The organism is Ruegeria sp. CK1, from assembly GCF_056536545.1.
The window spans coordinates 65,612-83,378 of sequence record NZ_JBQFPX010000011.1; the positions used below are offsets into that span (position 1 = coordinate 65,612).

The following is a 17,767-nucleotide window of genomic DNA, read 5'->3' on the forward strand; positions in this document are numbered from 1 at the left end:
CAGAAACATATTGGGAGGCGTCTTTAGAAAGACGCGTACGGCGCAATAGCTGAGTGAATTAGTCAATTATGTCAACCTGAGTTTTATTGTCAGGTAATGTGTTTGGTCCTCACCCTCCCCATAATTGGGGGGCGCTCCAACAGGCGCAGTGATTGCGCGGTGGGCTAAAAATCCTAAAATAAAATTTGTGATTCCAAGTAGGTTGTTCCAAGAAATGAGATGCTTAGCTCTCGCAATTGCCCTGATCCCCGGGGTTGTTCTGTCGCAAACAAATAGCGAAAACACACATTTTCACGGAACCGGTCATTTGGATGTAACTGTTTCAAAAGGCTATATTAATTTATCCCTTGTTGTCCCCGCTTCGGACATCGTTGGCTTCGAAGCACCCGCGAATAGCGATGACGATCGGGCATTGGTTGCCAGAGCAATATCCGATTTGTCTAAGCCTCTTGAATTATTTCTTCTGCCAGACGAAGCAATCTGTGTAACGACAGCAGCAAACGTCACTCTACAAGCCGAAGAGTTCGAGCAAAGCACAGAGGCTGATCAAGAGTATCACGCCGAATTTTGGGCCGACTATCAGATCGAATGCCGAAATATAGAAGTTATCGAGGCTGTCCGGTGTGCGTATTTCGACAGATTCCCAAGTACCGAAAAACTTGTCGTCCGCTTTGATCGTTCTGATGCGATACGGACTCACAATGTCACTCGGGTTGCGCCTGTTTTTCCATTCTAGTTGGACTAGCGTAGGTAATTTGGCCTAGCTCCGCGTCAGAGTATAGGGTGTGGTGTTCAACGATAACGGGTGACGGCGTAGGTCGAAAAAATTCGGTCAGTCGTTATCGTCGGGGTGGTGCCGAAGCCTAACTTTGGTGTGACTGGCTCGTCGTGGTCCGGCTCGCAGTGATGAAGCCCGCATATCCACTCAAGCGGTGCCGGAAACGGAAATCAACAAAACAAGTGCGACTTGTTGCGAGTGCAGTATACTCCACCCACAAGAGATTTCGTTTTGCCAAAATTAGTTAGCCAACAAGGAGAAATAAGATGAAGGGTGACAAGAAAGTCATTGAATACCTCAACAAAGCGCTTCGTCATGAGCTAACGGCGGTCAGTCAGTATTGGTTGCACTATCGCCTGCAAGACGACTGGGGTCTCGGCAGCATGGCCAAGAAAAGCCGCGAAGAATCCATCGAAGAGATGGAGCATGCGGATAAACTGATTGAGCGCATCATTTTTTTGGAAGGTCACCCGAACCTGCAAAAGCTTGACCCGCTGCGCATAGGGCAAAACCCCCGGGAAACGCTGGAATGTGACCTGGTAGCAGAGCAGAGCGCTCGAGCGCTATACAAAGAGGCGCGAGATGTCTGCAAAGAAGCAGGGGACTATGTGACCATGGGCCTGTTCGAAAAGCTCATGTCGGATGAGGAAGGTCATATCGATTTCCTTGAAACACAGCTTGATCTTTATGACCGTGTTGGCGCAGAGCATTTTGCCCATCTCAACGCGACAAAGATGGAAGACGCGGATTAATGAACGTGGCCTTTCACTGGCGCCGTGCGCGGCGCCATTCAAGCCCGCTCGCCTTAAAACGAACAACCAAAATAGCCGAGCGGTCGCATACTTGAGCGCGTCGATAGGCGCACCGGCAACCCGGTTGATCCTTATCAGGAAGCATGACCACTTCGATTTGTACCCAATCAGAACAGCACTAGACTCATCCGACTTGAACACGCACATCCTGCCATAGCCAAAGGTCGAGACCGCTGAAATGAATACGGTTTTAACGCTCATAGTTGTGATCGTCTTATTCCTAGTTGGAATGAACTTTTGGACCAGAAAACTGACCCGCGACGGCCTCAAACGGGTGCCGCAACTTGGCAACGTTACGCACGTGAAAGGCGGCAGCATTCACTATGTACAGAAGGGCGATCCGGCAAAACAGACCATCGTCATGATGCACGGGCTGACTGGGCAACTACAGCACTTCACCTACGCTTTGCTCGATATGTTGGCCGATGAATACCATGTCATTGCCATTGATCGCCCCGGTTGCGGTTACTCGACCCGCGACAGCGCCGATTTGGGGCGCCTGCCAGAACAAGCTAGAATGGTTCAGGAATTTCTCGACACCAAGGGCGTCAATGATGCGGTATTGATTGGGCACTCTTTGGGGGGTGCGGTGGCTTTGGCAATGGCGTTAGACCATCCCGAAAAGGTCAAGGCGCTGGCCCTGCTGGCGCCTTTAACGCACGAGTTGCCTTCAACACCGCAGGTTTTTAAACCGCTGGAGATCCGAGCAGAATGGTTGCGGAGCATGATCGCCAATACACTGGCAGTTCCGTTGGCCGCCAAAACCGCACCGTACGCGCTGGGTGCCGTATTCGATCCAGAACCTGCACCAGCGGACTTTCTGGACCGCGCAGGCGGCGCATTGGGTCTGCGACCCGCTGCGTTCATTACAGGCTCGCAGGATGTTGTAGGAGTCAATGACTCTATCGCGGCGCAAATGGCGCGCTACGGTGAATTGAGCGTGCCGGGCAGAATTCTATTCGGCTCCAAAGATGCGATCCTGTCGCCCGAATTGCAGGGAGATACCATGCTACAGTTCGGTCTTCCCAACGAATTACTTGAAGGGGCAGGGCATATGATTTTGATCACTGCACCTGAGCTCTGTGCAGCCTTCATCCGTCGCGTGGTTGAAGAGAACCATCCCGAGCCTGCAACGTCCTAATTATCGCGCAAATTAATCTGTCTTTGACAGTGTTTTCCCTCTTGACCAGCCCCAACCCCTCCCTTAAATCGCCTTTCACTCATGGCGGAGTAGCTCAGTTGGTTAGAGCAGCGGAATCATAATCCGCGTGTCGGGGGTTCAAGTCCCTCCTCCGCTACCAAATTCTCTTATAAATATCAGATAGACACTCGAAAATCGCACCACTCGCACGCACTCCAAATATGCTTTGGGTGACATTTTGGGTAACAGCAGACGAATTTTGCGGCCTAAAAGAGCTGGGATTCGTCACGAGGACGGGAAGCTGACGTTCTCCGCAGGCGCAAATTTGAGGGTCTTTTTATCGCAGAGCGGTCATTTAACCTCCCAGCTGTTCACAAAGCGAACTGCCGCTCAACAAATTGCTACGGATCATACCCATCATTGGCAAAAGGGGGTGGGTCGACCTAAGTCGGCCAATTACTCATTGCGTAGTAAATAGTTGATGAAAGAATGCACCGACCAGTAGGTTTGCACGATCCAGTGGCAGAGCACGGCCTTCGAGCATAAGTTTCGAAGCTTCTTGAGCCAATCGGTTTTCATAATGCGCGGAGGCGCAAGGGGGGAGTTTTGACTAAAGTTCTGTTGGTTGAAGACAACGAGATGAACCGCGATATGCTGTCGCGCCGGTTGGAACGCAAAGGGTTTCATGTCATTGTCGCGAAGGACGGGTTGGAAGGCGTTTCCATGGCGGGCAGTGAAACTCCGGACATCATTTTGATGGATATGAGCCTACCCGAGATTGATGGGTGGGAAGCGACGCGCCGCATCAAGGGCGCACCCCAGACAGCCTCGATCCCTGTGGTGGCCCTGACTGCGCATGCGATGGCGAGTGATCGGGAAAAAGCGCTGGAAGCAGGTTGCGATGACTTCGATACCAAGCCTGTAGAGCTGAGCCGTTTGCTGGAAAAGATGGGGAAATTGCTACCTGCGTCCTGATAAAGAACCGCTCAGTCCACAACAGTTTTGCGTTGGGTGACATAGTAGGTTCTGACCTGACCCTTGCCTTTTATCCTTGTATCGACGGGTCCAGAGACTTCAAAGCGGTGCCCGACCTGCTGGGCGGTGGCCTCGGACAGTTGTACCTGGCCCGGCGCGCCGGTTGACTCAAGACGGCTGGCAAAATTAACCGTGTCCCCCCAGACATCGTACAGGAAACGGTGCGACCCGATTATTCCTGCAACCACCGGCCCGCTATGTACACCAACTCTGATGTGCATCGGGTAATCCGTTTCAAGGTTTAACGACTTGACCTGATCAAGCATCCTCAGCGCCATTTCGACGATCACTTCGGCATGATCTTCACGACCATCCGGCAATCCGGCGGCGACCATGTAGGCATCGCCGATTGTCTTTATCTTTTCGACGCCAAGTTCTGTCGCCGTCTTGTCAAACCCCGAGAAAATCCGATTGAGATAATGCACAACACGCGCCGGTGGCAGCTGGGCCGACATTTCTGTAAAGCCGACGATATCGGAAAAGAGGACCGTGACGTCGTTGTAGCGATCGGCGATCGTGGTCTCACCGCCATTCAGTCGTGTCACGATCTGTTGCGGCAGAATGCTGTGCAGAAGGTCTTTGTACTTTTGCTTTTCCGTCTCCATCTGATCGAGGTAATGGCGTTCCCGCTCCCTCCAGCGGTTTTTCTCGAGCGCGGCGCTGATCCGGGCTTGCAGCAAAATGGGGTCGAAAGGCTTGGGTAGGTAATCGTCTGCGCCAGCCTCAATGCAGCGTGCGACGCTTTCGATCTCATCCAGGGCTGAAATCATGATGACGGGGATATCGCGAAGGGCGTCATCCTCTTTTAATCGGGCCAGGACATCGAAACCATTGATATCCGGCATCATCAGATCAAGCAGAACCAGATCGAAAGAATGCCGGGACATCATTTGAAGGGCAGGGTGTCCTCCGCCGGCAGTCCAAACCTGATGGCCGTCCCGTTTCAATCGGCGGGCCAGCAAATCCCGGTTGGTCTCGACATCATCGACGACCAGGATATTGCCGGTTGATGCAGCCGTATCGACGATCGGGGCGACGGGCCGCATACTCTGAACCAGATTTGCGAACATCACGGCGGCGTCCTGCGGTGCGTCTGGGACCTTGAAGTCAACGTGTGACGGATCGTCGGACAAGGCCGCGAGCTTGTCGATATGTTGCAAAAGGGCGTGGGTATGTTCGAGGAGCCCAAGCAAGTCCGCCTCCAGATGCCCCGCGTTCAGGTCATCCAAATCCTCCAGCAACATCTCACTGTAGCCTTTGATCGCGTTCATCGGGGTGCGCAGGTCGTGACGCAGCCGCTTCACGCCCTCATCGCCGCTGACCGTCAGCTTCATCGCCATCTCGGGGTGCAGAAGCTGATCCAACAAGGCGCTCAGTTCCGTCGTCGCCTGGGAAATTCGGTCCAGATCTGAGGCAACCACATTCAGCGTCAGACGTTTGGCATCGCTTTGAAGCAACTCACAAAAACCGACAATGGCACTGACCGGAGAAATCAGGCTCTGACGCAAATTCGCCAGCCACACTGCCTGTGCGTGCTGTACTTCGTCTTTCGGGTCGCCGGTCACAGCTTATGTTTCCTCTGCGGAGGCAGGCCGGGCGGTAGCCAGGATTTCGTTCAACTGGTTGAGTATGGTTTCGATCTCATCCCCGTCCTTGCTGATCAACGTCTGGACTGAGCCGTTCAGGCGCGCGCGGTCGTCGTTTGACAGGGTCTTCGCGGTGACGACGATGACAGGTATGTCTTTCCAATCCGAGTTCTTTCTCATCCCCGCCAGAAACTCAAAACCGTCCATCTCAGGCATCATGAGATCCAGCAAGATGACGTCCGGTACGGTTTTGGAGAGACGTTGAAGGGCGTCCAAGCCGTTCACTGCCTGCTCAACTTGCCAGCCATCCTTACCGAGGACACGGTAAATCATTTCACGGGTTGCAGCCTCATCTTCCACGATCAGAGCCCGAGGTGTCGGCCGGGCCGGGCAATGTTCGTTCAGCGCGCTCAGGAGCTCGACCGTGTCGATGGGTTTGCCCAGATATTCGCTGGCACCCAGCGACAATCCGCGTGTGCGGTCTTCTGCGAATGTCAGCATAATGACCGGTATGTCCGCCAGGTCCGGATCGTCTTTCAGCCTGGACAACACGGCCCAGCCATCGACCTCGGGCATGAACACGTCCAGCGTGATGGCGTCGGGCTTGGTCTCTCGGGCCAACTCCAAAGCTTCCCCGCCTTTGGTCGAGGCAAGAACACGGTATCCTTCTCTGCGCAGCCGCCGCCCCAAAAGGTCATGCACCGTCGGGTCGTCATCGACCAGCAGAACCAGCGGGGCATTCGGGTCGCTGTCTGAATCGTCCTCGGTATACCCTGAGTCCTGAGGCAGGTCCGTGGACGGATCTCGGCAGATACTTGGAAGACGAATGGTGAAGGTCGATCCTTCACCCAGAGTGCTGGCGCAGTGAATGCCGCCACCCAGCTGTTCGCAGAAGACCCTGGTGATCGACAGTCCCAAACCGGTACCACCATAATTGCGCGTGGTCGACGAATCTGCCTGAGTGAACGCCTCAAAGACCTTGTCGGCCTGTTCAGGTGACATGCCGATGCCCTGATCGGCCACGGCAAATTCCAATTGATCTGTCTCGCTCAGGCGACGAACCGACAGCGTGATCCTCGCGTTTTCGGTGAATTTGCAAGCATTGGACAGAAGGTTGAGCAAAGCCTGACGTATCTTGGTCAGGTCACATATCATTTCGCCAATGTCCTCGGGGCACAAAACCTCAAGCGTGTTGCCGTTTTTTTCGGCCAGTGGCTGCACCGTGGCGCTGACGTCGTTGATCATCCGGTAAACGTCGAAGGGTTCCAGATCGAATTCCATTTTGCCGGCTTCGATCTTGGACAGGTCCAGAATGTCGTTGATCAGGGCAAGCAGGTGTTTCCCGGCAGATTGAATCTTTCGCAGATCGCTGAGATTTGCTTCGTCATTCTGGTCGATGGCTTCCTCCAGCATCAACTCACTGTATCCGATAATCGCATTCAGCGGCGTGCGGAGTTCGTGGCTCATATTGGCAAGGAACGTGCTTTTGGTTTTGTTGGCCGTTTCGGCGATATCTCTCGCCACGCGCAGTTCGCTTTCCACTTGCTTTTGGGTGGTAATATCCCGGCCGTAAATATTCGCATAACCACCTTCCGGAACCGGCCACAGCAATAGGGCATAGATCAGACCACCGGCCTCATACTCGAAATCCTGCCGTTGATCTTCGCGCAAACCCTTGGCGACACGTTTGCGCCAACCCGTTCCCACACGGTCGCCAACCTTCAGCTGCAGCGCTTTGATCAAGGGCGCGCTTGCCCTGTTGGCATAGACAAGCTTGCCCTGATCGGTGATGCGCAAAACCGGGTTGGGATTCTCTTCGGGAATTCGCGCCAATTCGCGCATCCGCTTTTCTGCCAGCTTGAGTTGCGTTATGTCCCGCCCATAAAGATTGACGTGCCGGGCGTCCGGCACCGGCCATAGCAGTAATGCGTAGACCATGCCATCGGCGTGACATTCAAAGTCCTGCCGCTTGTCTTCTTCCAGCCCCTTCCTGACGCGGGCCAACCAGTCCTCGGTGACATCCGCCCCGACTTTCAGGCCCAACGCATCCAGCATGGGATCGCTGGCCTTGTTCGCAAAAAGCAGCTTTCCGTCACTGCTGATACACATAACCGGATTGGGGTTTTCCTCCGGAATCTGGGCAAGCTCGGCATTGCGGGCTTCGACCTTCTTCAGTTCCGAGACATCGCTGTAGATAGCGACCGTTCCGTTATCACCGGTCTTGCGCTCGCTGATCTTGATCCATCCCCCGGATGTGCGACTTTGCATCTGGGTACCTTGGGGGTTGTTGTGGCGTTTTAGTCGTTGCGCCAACCATTCTTCTTCACGACCGACCGCATCCGCGATCACGTTGAGAGATAAGGCTTTTCGAACGACCTGTTCGAATGTCATCCCCGGTTTGACTAGATCTTCATGTCCCGGATACAACATCTTTCGATAGGTCTCGTTCGCCAACACCAAACGGTCATCGGAATCGTATAGGGCAAAGCCTTCGGGAATGGTGTCTATGGCATCGACGATCCGGTCCAGTGCCCGTTTCGTTCCATCCGGTTCTGACACATTGTGATCGTCGGATTGATTCATTTTGCGCTCTCCATTAGGCGAGATCTGCAAGTCAGTAAGCCGCTGTTTTCAGTTGAATTGAAATGCGGGATCAAAACAAGGTCGTTTCAGCCCGTCTGTGTATGTCTTTGGATTGATGTTGACGGCGCAACTATTCCGCTGGTTACCGTGACGCCAAAAGATCCAAATTGATGCTTCTGAAAACATGTAGCACGATGAAAGACTAAGGAAGTGTTCAATGGAAGACGCCAGGCGGTGGGACGGATAGTTCCTTTTTTTGCGCGCTGGAGCGAAGCGAAAACCGCAGGAGTAGCAGGATTGACCGCGTTCACCTGTTCAAGCCCGCTGTGCGCAAACCCTGTTGAAAGCGCTTGTGATCTTCCAATCGCGCAAAGGGATGTGTGCGCTCTGCCAACAGAAGTGAGACGCCAGGGTCAAGACGCTTTAGGTCGAGAACAGCCCGCCTCGCCTCATCCAGCTTGCCGCAAAGGGCATTGTTCACGGCAAGATCCAGATAAGAACTGCTGCGGTTTGGCTGGGCGCGGATTGAGGCTTCGGCCCATTTGATGGCTTCTTCGTGTCGGCCTGCCACGAAACCACATAGTGAGCGAATAGAGTACCACAAAGCGATCAAAGGATCGCGCGGGCTGAGCCGGATCGCTGCCTTGATGTTATCGAGAGCTTCTTTACTGTCTCCCAGATAAACCTGAGATCTGGCAAGCAAAGCATAGGCATGGGGGTCGTTGGGGTTTAGGGCTATGGCGTCCCGCAACATCCTTACGGCGTCCTGATGATGGCCTGAATACAAATCCGCCGCACCAAGTAGGGCCATAGCATATGCGTCACGGCCATTCATCGAAACCGCTCGTTGCGCCAGACTTACCGCTTCGGCCTTGGAAGCGTCAGGATCATCACTCCAGCCGTTCACGCATTGCATCAGATGCGTAAATGACAAATCCGCCATCCCGAATGAGCTTTGCGGGTCCAACTCGACGGCTTTCATGAGCAGGTTCTGGGCTTCGGCTACGTCTGCTTTTGTGAACTGCGAGATATGCCAATGCGCGCGCGCAGACAATTCCCAGGCATCCATCCGCGGGACCACCTTGCGCCTTGCGCGTTGCATTTCTGCAGTCAGATATTCAGGTGCGACTGCGCCCACAATTTTCTGCGTGATCTCGTCCTGCAGATCGAAGATGTCTTCAATCACGCCGTCAAATCGATCGGTCCAGACGTAATGGTTTGCAATGGCGTCGATCAGTTTTACCGAGACGCGAATCCGGTTGCCGACCCTTCGAACGCTGCCCTCAAGAACGTATTGCACGCCCAGATCGCGGGCGATTTGCTCTGTCCCGATGGCGCGCCCCCGGTAGGAAAAGCTCGTATTTCGAGAGATCACGAAGAACCAGTGAAACCGGGACAGCGCGGAAATCACGTCTTCGGCGATACCTTCGGCAAAAAAGGTCTGATCCGCGTTTTGGGACACGTTGTCAAAGGCCAAAACCGCAATCGAAGGTCGTTCCGGCACCTCCAAAAGGTAGCTCTGGATGGCTGATGCAGACATTCCCCAACCATAGGCGACCAAAGGCTCTGCGATGTTTTTTAGTTTCTGAGAACCGAGACAGGTGAAGTGATCTGAAAGCCTGGCATCAAGGCTGCGCCGCGCAGTTTCCGAAATCACCAGTGAACCTGGCTCAGCCAGAATCTGAAGGCGTGCGGCCACGTTGACGCCGTCGCCATAGACGTCTTCATCGGCAAAACTCACATCGCCGCTGTGCAATCCCATCCTCAATGTGATCCGGGGATCGTCGGTCAGTGAGTTTTGGATAGCCAACGCGCACTCTATGCCATTGACCACGCTGGGAAATTCAGCCAGCCAGCCGTCCCCCATGCTTTTTATCAACCTGCCGTGATGCGCACCAATTGCCGGAGTAAGAACGTCGTTCCGAAAACGGCGCAGCGCGGTCAATGTGGCAGCTTCATCCTCCCCCATGAGTTTGGAGTAGTTTGCTACATCCGCAGCCAGAATAGCGGTCAGCCGTCGTTCAGAGGCATTCAACATGGATGAAGCATAGCCGACGGTCGGCGAATGGGAAACTTCAGTAGTTTTGGATAAAACGTTAATGCCTCCGCTACAATTTCGGCTGCGAACGCCAAGGGTTCGATGACAGCGGCTGAAGACCGGGACCACTTCGCGCAACCGACCATATTTGTTGTTTAAGTATGTTTTCATCTATGGTGAGCGCACGCGATCTTTGGACCGGGGGGGCTGCCAAATGACAACGCACACAGGTTATATGCTGATTGCCGACATTACCGGATACACTCAGTTTCTGACATCTTCGGAAATGGATCATGCAAATCCCATTCTGCAATCCCTTCTTAGCGTTCTGCTTGAGCAGGTCGGAGACCCGTTGCACTTCTGGAAAACCGAAGGCGATGCCGTTCTGGCATATTCGACACGACAGGATTTCCCGTCAGGAGAGACATTTCTCACCATCTGCGAAAATCTCTACAACGCGTTCACCCTCAGACGGCAGGATATAATCGCCAACACGACATGTCCGTGCCGGGCATGCGCCAATGTCGGCGGCCTGGACCTCAAGATCATCGCCCATCACGGTCAGTTCGATGAAATGCAACTGGGGCCAACCAAAGACATCTCCGGTGCCGATGTCATTCTTGTTCACAGATTGACCAAGACGGAAGTTGCCGAGCACACCGGCATTCACAGCTACGCCTTGTTTAGCGAAGCGGCCGCAGAAGCCATGGATATTAGCGATATAATGGAGCCGTTTTCCCAGGAAATAGAACATTTTGGTGAAGTCGGAATGAAGGTCTATGATCTGGCCAAATCATGGGAAAAGATGCGCGCTGATCGCCCGCGCGATTTTCTCGAAGAAGAAGATGGCGTGTGGACCCTGCGCTACCATTTCGATGCGCCCATTGGCCTCGTGTGGGAGGCCCTCGTCGCTCCTGAACACAAGCTGAAATGGATGAACAGTGTCAGCGACATCAAGATGGAGAACCCTTTGGGACGTCTTGGCCCGGGGTCAGGCTATCATTGCGCGCATGAAATGGCCCAGTTCTTTTATCGGGTCACGGATTGGGAACCCTTTGAGTATTTCTCCACCCGCATTCTGGACCCTGCGCGCCCCAATGTCAGCTTTCCCGAGACCTACCATCTGACAGAAACAGATAAGGGTACCGAACTGCGCTACACAATGGGTATGGCAACGGAAGCAGATGGCACGCGTTCGGAAATTTCCGAACAGGAATGTTCCGCGTTTTTAGCGGAATTCTGGGCGGTGTCTTTTGCGGACATGAATGAGCAACTCAGCCAATCCAAATAGCACCGTGCGGCTTAACGCCGGGCGACAGATCTAACTGGTAGATGATCCCAGCGCTGCCTGATCAAAGGAGTAGGCTATGAAAAGCTACACTCCAGCAGTTGTGCGAAGCAAACAGTGGTGACGTAATCGCGGCACGCAAGCCAAGTTCGGTGGATGCGACCTGCCAGCACAAATCAGTAGATTTAACCGTTAAGCCATCGCCGACACTCTATGCGTCGAAGTTCCAGATGTCGCGCTGTACCTTCCAGCCGTCGTCGCCTTTTCGGAAGTAGAGAACGTACTTCCCAGCAAGTTTTTGCCCTCCCATCGAGCCCGTCAGGGTTCCCATAGTAACGGCACAATCTCCGCCAATATGGGCGTCGGTCAGATTGGTCACAACATTACTCAGGCCGCCGTCAATTGCTGCCTGCCAATATTCCCGAATGGCTGTATGACCTGTCATTATCGGCGCACCCGGCGGCATGGCCGCGCCATCTTCAGCATAGGGTGCTGTCGCCTTACTTGCGTCCTTTGCATTGATCCCTTCGATAATGGCGGCGTCGAGTGCCTTTACAGTATCAATATCCGACATTGTGTACTCCCGAGTTTTTCGCTGGTGCCCTCAGGTTATCACAGGAGCTCGGGTTGATGTTCATCTCTGGTGTTCAACCTTGGGCGCCGCATCGCCGCAAGTCTGGACCGAGGCCTTAGTGGCTATCTGTTGTCCTCAGTTGGGAGAGCATTGGGCAGGATATGTTTCCGCCATCGCAGTTAGCAGTAAGTTCATTCAACGCCGCTTCCAGAACTGTCAACTCTTTGATCTTACGACGCACATTGGAGACATGACGCTCTGCCATCTCCTTCACGGTTTGGCAGTCTGCATTGCTGCCTTCTGACAGGTCGAGCAGCGTCTTCGCGTCTGCAAGTGGGAATCCTAAATCCCGGCACTTTCTCAGAAACCGCAACCTTCCAACATCACGTTGCGAGTAGAGACGGCGATTGTTGGAGGCGCGCTCGGGTTTTGGCACAACTCCTTCGCGTTCATAATAACGGATGGTTTCAATACCGACTCCACTTTGCCGGGAAGCCTCTCCAATCGCAATCATATGAAATTGTCCTGCTTGATCCTGTAGTGGCTACAGGATTTATACACCGTTTGGGTCATCACTGATTTGGTCATTCGCTGCTCTGGCAAGAATGTCCACTTTTTGGGCAGTGCAGAAATTGAGCGGAATTGAGTACTGTTCGCCAGGAAGCGGCTTATGAAGAAACGCGGGTCGGATTCTCCTGGATACAGTTTCTGTCGAACGCTCAAACAGACGAACACCTAGTTAAGTTCCGAGTATGAGTCCCAATCTACCCAACTGCACCGCTCTGAATTTTTGAGAGTTAGTCAAAAGTAGTCTGATCAAGCAGATTTTGGGCGTTGTTCACGTCGACTGTTAGCTCTCCTCCTGTGATAGTTTCTAAAACAGCATTTAAGCCAAAGTTGGGAGTGGGGGTCTGTCTAAATTTTTGGCAACTCTTGATGTAGTCTACAACAATCCGAAGTTCGTACATCCTTGCCTGCTGTCGTTTTGCCGTGTTCAAAGCCTCACAAAACTCTACTTCGGCGAACCTACTTTCAGAAATTGCGAGAGCATAAACGCGGTCGGTCTCAGCTTGCGCCCATCCTTCGATTGTAAGGCTTTGGTACCTGCGGGCCTCGGCTAACAACTGCAAGGCACTTTCCCGATCACCCGTTTTCAACGTGAGTTCCGCAATCATCGTCAAAAAGAAAGGTTTGTAATTCCCAGCTCCGCTGGCCCACCACGCTTCCGATGCTTGTCGCAATGCGTGGATGTTTTCGGGCTCAGGGGAAAGGTAGGCATCCACCCAGCTTCGCCAGAGCGTTGCAGTCAGCGACATGAAGGTGAACGAATGTTTTGAAGACAGTTCCTCCAACTGATTTGCGGCTTCAATGACTTTTCCAGGTTCGCGGCGCAGAAGATAGAGCATGCACAGGTAAGTTAGCGACTGTGCTATGCTGTGCGCATGCTCCAGCTTTTGAGCTGCAGCAACCGCTTGTTTTTGTATCTCAAGTGCTTTGTCTGGCGCACCGCGCATCCATACAGCCATGCTTAAAAAGCACGACGTTATCGCTGCGTGGTCCGAACCGTATATGTAGGCCAGGTGCCCATCGCGTTTCCGACTGTAAAGCTCTAGCGCTTTACTCAAATGCTCGTATGCAGGGTTTAGTTCTCCAATATGAAACAGCACTGCGCCCATGGCTCGATGCCCTACCATCTGATGGTGTGTCTCGCCCGTTGTATCTGCCAAATTCAGCAACTGCGCTGCAACACTTCTGGCTAAATCATACTCAGCACGCACCAAATGGAAGGAATACAAGCCATTCAAAACAGGGAACAGATGTTCTGTTTCATCCACCCGTTCACACAAGTCGCGTATTCTTGCATAAACGGTCCCTGTTTCATCGGCGGCTATTCCTGCAGTCGATCGTAGAACACCTGCTCTGAGAACCTGAACCTCAATTTCTTTCTGATCCCGCTCAACACCGTGAGACAGTTGGCTCAACTGCTCGATCGCCAAGGAAAGCTGTGTGTTCGCCTCGATATTGGCAGAACGTTGGACTGCGCGTTGGCCTGCGAGATAGCGATGGTCGATTGCCTCCTTGCTCATACCTGCCATCGTGTAGTGGTGGGCAAGTATTTCCGGACTGGCTTCGCCAATATGGGTCGATTTACCACTTAACGCTCGCGCAACACGTGCGTGCAAGACCCTGCGCTCGCTCCTCAAGAGACTGTTGTAAGCTGTGTCGCGAATTAGGGCGTGGCGATAGCTGAAAGTTTCAAGGTTTTCTTCTTCAGAAACTGTCACAATGCCTGCGTCGACCAAAAGTTCCAATCCCGTGCGCAACGCCTTGTCGCTGATCCGAGCGACCTTGGCGATCAACGGAAAAGAAAATTGAGGTCCGATAACCGCCCCAATCTGGGCGACCTCCTTGACGGAACTCAGTCGGTCAAGCCGCGCCATAAGTGCATCATGCAACGTGCTTGGGACCGAGCTTGCCGGGGACGCCCCACCCTTCGAGTATGCGTCCCTTCCTTTTGTCAAAACCCCTGATTCCAATAGATCTTTTGTCACTTCCTCGACATATAGCGGGACGCCATCGGATCTGGCAGCGACGACATTGTACATTTCGTCAGAAATCGAATGCCCTTTTGCAACTTCGTCCACAATGTTTTTGACCTGGTGAAAGTCCAATTGCTTCAAGACCAATTTAGAAAGGTTGGATTGCAATGCCCAACCCGGGTCAAATTCAGGTCTGAACGTCATCACGACCAATACTGGAAGGTCACGAATCCGATCAGCAACTCGGTCAAGCAACAATTTAGTTGTCGGATCAATCCAATGCGCGTCCTCAAACAAGAGCAACACTGGCTTTTCCTCAGCCTGAGAAGTCAGATTGCCCAACAGCATTTCTAAGGTCTGATCCATGAGTTGCTGTGGCGTCAGATTCAGTTCACCCAATTGGTCTTCAAAAGGAACCGAAAGTAGGGACGCGGCCAGTTTCAGTGTGTGATCCGACTGGTCACTTAGAACAGAGGATATCTTTCTGAGTTTCACTTCGTTTTTGTCGTCTGAACGAAGGCCTGCAGCATTCTCAATTTGGCGAATGGCCGGATAAAACGCACTCGCGTAATGGTAGGGAGAACACTGATATCGCGTTTGAGTGTGCGACATCGTCGGAATGCTCTGCCTTAATTCTTCGACTAATCTAGACTTGCCAATTCCTGGCTCGCCGGACACCAGCACAACTTGTCCTTGACCGCCACTTGCCAACTTCCACTTTTCATTGAGGGTTTCATATTCTGCGGCGCGTCCGATCAAAGGGTTCAGTAACTCGTCTTCCTCTGCCATGAAACGGCTGACTGTTTCCCGTGCTCCTGTCACCTGCCAGGCTTCGACCTCTCTGGCAAAACCTTTAAGCTTGAATGCGCCACGCAGAACGTATTCGAAAGCATCACCCGCCAAATGATGAGTATTGGGAGCGACGATCAATGTCCCGGGTTCAGCCATTGCTTGTAGACGTGCGGCCAGGTTCGGCGTCTCCCCCATCGCCGTTCCGTCCTCAAACATTTTTTCACCGCGTAAGTCACCGACAACAACCAACCCAGTTGCGATCCCAATTCGGACATTCAGTTTCGCATGAGTGCGGATAGCTGGAATTTCCTCGATAATACGAAGACCTGCGCGAATGGCTCGCTCTGGGTCATCTTCGTGCGCATGAGGAAACCCGAAAAAGACCATTATCCCATCACCATAGTAACTTGCGATGTGGCCATCAAAAGCGGCCACCGACGCAGCGCAGGTTTCTTTGAACAGTCGGAGTACTTCCGCCAAATCTTCCGGATCGACGCGCTGGGATATTTCCGTTGATCCAACCAAATCTATAAACATGACGGTAAGCTGCCGGCGCTCAGCGACGATCGCGGGACCTAACGCAGTGTTGTGCGGGTAAGTCTCTCCCTTTGCTTCAGCTCGAACAGCTTTCATAAAACGGCGCCTGGGACCTAGGGGAAGTCCGATTGTAGTGAGATCTTTGTCCGTTAATTCGGTTAGATCACCTAGTTCGATTTCATGCTCTGCAAACGACCCAGCATACTTGGACAAGCCATGTTTCTCTAGCCAGCGCGAGATTTCAGACATTTGATCCTTTCGCGTGCGGCGGCTGCAGAACTATCGCCTGCGATGCACCAGCATGCATCCCTTTCTCCGGTTGGTCGTTGCGGTTTACTGAGTCGCAATTTCCGCGCACTTGAACTCTTTTTTTAGCATTGAAAATCACCGTATCGAATTTGGTCAAGGACTTCGTCGCTCTGGATGGGACGGGTCCTTCGGCATCGGGTCGGTACAACGTGATGGTATCGTAACATAAATATTTAGTGCGGTTCCGTATCCAGTGATAGCTGTATTTCTGCTCTGGGCTTGGAACGGTCATTCGCTGCACTCGGCGTGAATGACTGCTATACGGACGTAGCTGCCGTTCGGTGCATGGTGGCAGATGTCCGCTTCTACTAGTTTTCAGAGCGAAGTGCCCAAATTGGCGGCCTTTACACGGTCAAAGGCTTCTACGGCGATTGCAGTGTCCTGTGCGCCGGTTCCCGTCAAATCGCAGATCGTCACGGCACCGGTTGGTCGCGAAAATTTTTCCGTTCCTGAAATGATCTCACCAAGTTCTAATATCTTTCTGCTGGCGTCGCCCAAATTCTGGAGCTCACCGCCTATCACGCACTGATCAAACACATCACAAGCCAAAACCTCCGCACGCTCAAGTACTTTCGGGTGTAGTTCATGTTTGCCTGGCAGATCAGACCCCATAGCAGTGATGTGCAAATCGGAGTGGAGCCACTCAGCCATGATGATAGACTCTGTCGTAGGCGTCGTGGTGACGACAATCTGCGCAGCGGTCACCAACTCCAAGAGAGATTGGCAAGGTTCTACCGGAATTCCGAGCTTATCCGACATTTCGGAGCAGTAGTTCGAAACAGACGCTGCACTGCGCCCGAAAACCAACAGGCGGACAAACCCACGCACCAGGGCGAGGCTTTCGATCTGATATCGCGCCTGTACGCCGGTGCCGACCACACCGACGGTTGTGACTTTCTTGGGTGCCAGATGTTTGGCGGCCACCGCACCGGCAAGTCCGGTGCGCAGGTTCATCAAGTACCCGTTGTCTAGAAAAACACAATCAAAGGCACCAGTCTTTGCGTTAATCAAAGCAATAATACTGCTGCAACTAGGCAGTCCGATCTGCGGATTCCGAAAGAAGCCGGTGGCGACTTTAACCGCAAGATGCTCAAGACCATCAACACATGCACCTTTCGTATCGACGGCACTATCTTCATCAATGTCGATATGCATTACCGGAGGCATCGAAACGCGCCCTCCGGAAATCCATGAAAAGGACAGTTCGGTTGCTTCGAGTGCCCCTTGGTCTATCGGAAGGCAACTTCTTAACTCGGCTTCGGTAACGATCAAAGTGCCCATAGCATTTGCTCCTCACTACGTAAGCGAAGGATAATGGATGGGGGGCGTGAGTGTCATCCGCGAAGTCGGAAACCATGCATTCGCGGCGGAGCAGCAATCCGGCAAAAAGGGCTCCAATGCGGCCATTGGCTGCGCTCAGGACTAAGGTCCGCCGAGCAGGCTTAGCGGACGTTTTATCTCGTTCCTGCATTTACGGTTTGCTGATGGCCAACTTGATATTTCTGCATAACAGAAATGGTGCATCTACAATAGCTGCGAGGATCGGCGCGAGACCAATGGAAATCCAGCGGCGCGTGCTAAATCAGTCTATTTAACTTTCATCTGAGTGAAGCGAAGACGTTCGGCCGCTGTTCGACGTGGTGGCCCTCCCTTGTCTTCACCAGCGGCGGCCCAACGTTCAGAAAGGACAGCATCGTCTTCGGTTCGAATTCGCGGTAGATCGTCCTCAATGGATAGCCAAGGAATACGGTTCT

At 53.0% G+C, this 17,767-nt stretch carries 12 protein-coding genes and 1 tRNA gene; 6 read left to right on the forward strand and 7 right to left on the reverse strand.

All coding sequences use genetic code 11. From position 1 onward, the window contains the following. Positions 1-148 precede the first annotated feature (148 nt). The 5 genes from ACR0L3_RS18960 to ACR0L3_RS18980 all read left to right on the forward strand — a co-directional run bounded on the left by ACR0L3_RS18960 (position 149) and on the right by ACR0L3_RS18980 (position 3,706). A complete protein-coding gene (locus ACR0L3_RS18960; RefSeq protein ID WP_480747340.1) occupies positions 149-736 on the forward strand; it encodes a ZrgA family zinc uptake protein in 588 nt (195 codons plus the stop codon). A 308-nt stretch (positions 737-1,044) separates the two neighbouring features. After that, positions 1,045-1,530, forward strand: a complete 486-nt coding sequence (gene bfr, locus ACR0L3_RS18965; protein ID WP_480747341.1) for a bacterioferritin — start codon at positions 1,045-1,047, stop codon at positions 1,528-1,530. Between the two features lie 238 nt (positions 1,531-1,768). Beyond that, positions 1,769-2,731, forward strand: coding sequence for an alpha/beta fold hydrolase (locus ACR0L3_RS18970; protein ID WP_480747342.1), 963 nt, complete (start codon positions 1,769-1,771; stop codon positions 2,729-2,731). 83 nt (positions 2,732-2,814) lie between these two features. Further along, positions 2,815-2,891: transfer RNA gene (locus ACR0L3_RS18975), tRNA-Met, on the forward strand. Positions 2,892-3,337: 446 nt separating this feature from the next. Continuing rightward, positions 3,338-3,706: a response regulator gene (locus ACR0L3_RS18980; RefSeq protein WP_480747343.1), complete on the forward strand. Its 369-nt coding sequence runs from the start codon at positions 3,338-3,340 to the stop codon at positions 3,704-3,706. Between the two features lie 11 nt (positions 3,707-3,717). On the opposite strand, the gene ACR0L3_RS18985 is transcribed toward ACR0L3_RS18980, so the two are convergent. The 3 genes from ACR0L3_RS18985 to ACR0L3_RS18995 all read right to left on the reverse strand — a co-directional run bounded on the left by ACR0L3_RS18985 (position 3,718) and on the right by ACR0L3_RS18995 (position 9,973). Further along, positions 3,718-5,331 (reverse strand): adenylate/guanylate cyclase domain-containing protein, encoded by a 1,614-nt coding sequence (locus tag ACR0L3_RS18985; protein ID WP_480747344.1) that lies wholly within the window; start codon positions 5,329-5,331, stop codon positions 3,718-3,720. Positions 5,332-5,334: 3 nt separating this feature from the next. Further along, positions 5,335-7,935 (reverse strand): response regulator, encoded by a 2,601-nt coding sequence (locus tag ACR0L3_RS18990; protein ID WP_480747345.1) that lies wholly within the window; start codon positions 7,933-7,935, stop codon positions 5,335-5,337. 307 nt (positions 7,936-8,242) lie between these two features. Further along, the gene (locus tag ACR0L3_RS18995; RefSeq protein ID WP_480747346.1) at positions 8,243-9,973 is read right to left on the reverse strand and encodes a tetratricopeptide repeat protein; all 1,731 of its coding nucleotides are present in this window, start codon (positions 9,971-9,973) and stop codon (positions 8,243-8,245) included. A 214-nt stretch (positions 9,974-10,187) separates the two neighbouring features. Between ACR0L3_RS18995 and ACR0L3_RS19000 the strand changes: the two genes are divergently transcribed. Then, a complete protein-coding gene (locus ACR0L3_RS19000) occupies positions 10,188-11,264 on the forward strand; it encodes a DUF2652 domain-containing protein (protein WP_480747347.1) in 1,077 nt (358 codons plus the stop codon). A 208-nt stretch (positions 11,265-11,472) separates the two neighbouring features. On the opposite strand, the gene ACR0L3_RS19005 is transcribed toward ACR0L3_RS19000, so the two are convergent. The 4 genes from ACR0L3_RS19005 to ACR0L3_RS19020 all read right to left on the reverse strand — a co-directional run bounded on the left by ACR0L3_RS19005 (position 11,473) and on the right by ACR0L3_RS19020 (position 17,294). Beyond that, positions 11,473-11,835 carry a YybH family protein gene (locus tag ACR0L3_RS19005; RefSeq protein WP_480747348.1) on the reverse strand — a complete coding sequence of 121 codons (363 nt, stop codon included), beginning with the start codon at positions 11,833-11,835 and terminating at the stop codon, positions 11,473-11,475. Positions 11,836-11,950: 115 nt separating this feature from the next. Next, positions 11,951-12,349, reverse strand: coding sequence for a MerR family transcriptional regulator (locus tag ACR0L3_RS19010; protein ID WP_480747350.1), 399 nt, complete (start codon positions 12,347-12,349; stop codon positions 11,951-11,953). A 283-nt stretch (positions 12,350-12,632) separates the two neighbouring features. After that, positions 12,633-15,953: an adenylate/guanylate cyclase domain-containing protein gene (locus ACR0L3_RS19015; protein ID WP_480747351.1), complete on the reverse strand. Its 3,321-nt coding sequence runs from the start codon at positions 15,951-15,953 to the stop codon at positions 12,633-12,635. Between the two features lie 375 nt (positions 15,954-16,328). After that, positions 16,329-17,294 carry an ornithine cyclodeaminase family protein gene (locus ACR0L3_RS19020; RefSeq protein ID WP_480747352.1) on the reverse strand — a complete coding sequence of 322 codons (966 nt, stop codon included), beginning with the start codon at positions 17,292-17,294 and terminating at the stop codon, positions 16,329-16,331. Positions 17,295-17,767: the final 473 nt, after the last annotated feature.

Bases quoted from the DNA above. Each gene is read 5' to 3' on its own strand.
- bfr (WP_480747341.1), top strand. From the start codon at position 1,045: ATGAAGGGTGACAAGAAAGTCATTGAATACCTCAACAAAGCGCTTCGT.
- ACR0L3_RS18970 (WP_480747342.1), top strand. From the start codon at position 1,769: ATGAATACGGTTTTAACGCTCATAGTTGTGATCGTCTTATTCCTAGTT.
- ACR0L3_RS18990 (WP_480747345.1), bottom strand. From the start codon at position 7,935: ATGAATCAATCCGACGATCACAATGTGTCAGAACCGGATGGAACGAAA.
- ACR0L3_RS18995 (WP_480747346.1), bottom strand. From the start codon at position 9,973: ATGTTGAATGCCTCTGAACGACGGCTGACCGCTATTCTGGCTGCGGAT.
- ACR0L3_RS19000 (WP_480747347.1), top strand. From the start codon at position 10,188: ATGACAACGCACACAGGTTATATGCTGATTGCCGACATTACCGGATAC.
- ACR0L3_RS19005 (WP_480747348.1), bottom strand. From the start codon at position 11,835: ATGTCGGATATTGATACTGTAAAGGCACTCGACGCCGCCATTATCGAA.
- ACR0L3_RS19010 (WP_480747350.1), bottom strand. From the start codon at position 12,349: ATGATTGCGATTGGAGAGGCTTCCCGGCAAAGTGGAGTCGGTATTGAA.
- ACR0L3_RS19015 (WP_480747351.1), bottom strand. From the start codon at position 15,953: ATGTCTGAAATCTCGCGCTGGCTAGAGAAACATGGCTTGTCCAAGTAT.
- ACR0L3_RS19020 (WP_480747352.1), bottom strand. From the start codon at position 17,294: ATGGGCACTTTGATCGTTACCGAAGCCGAGTTAAGAAGTTGCCTTCCG.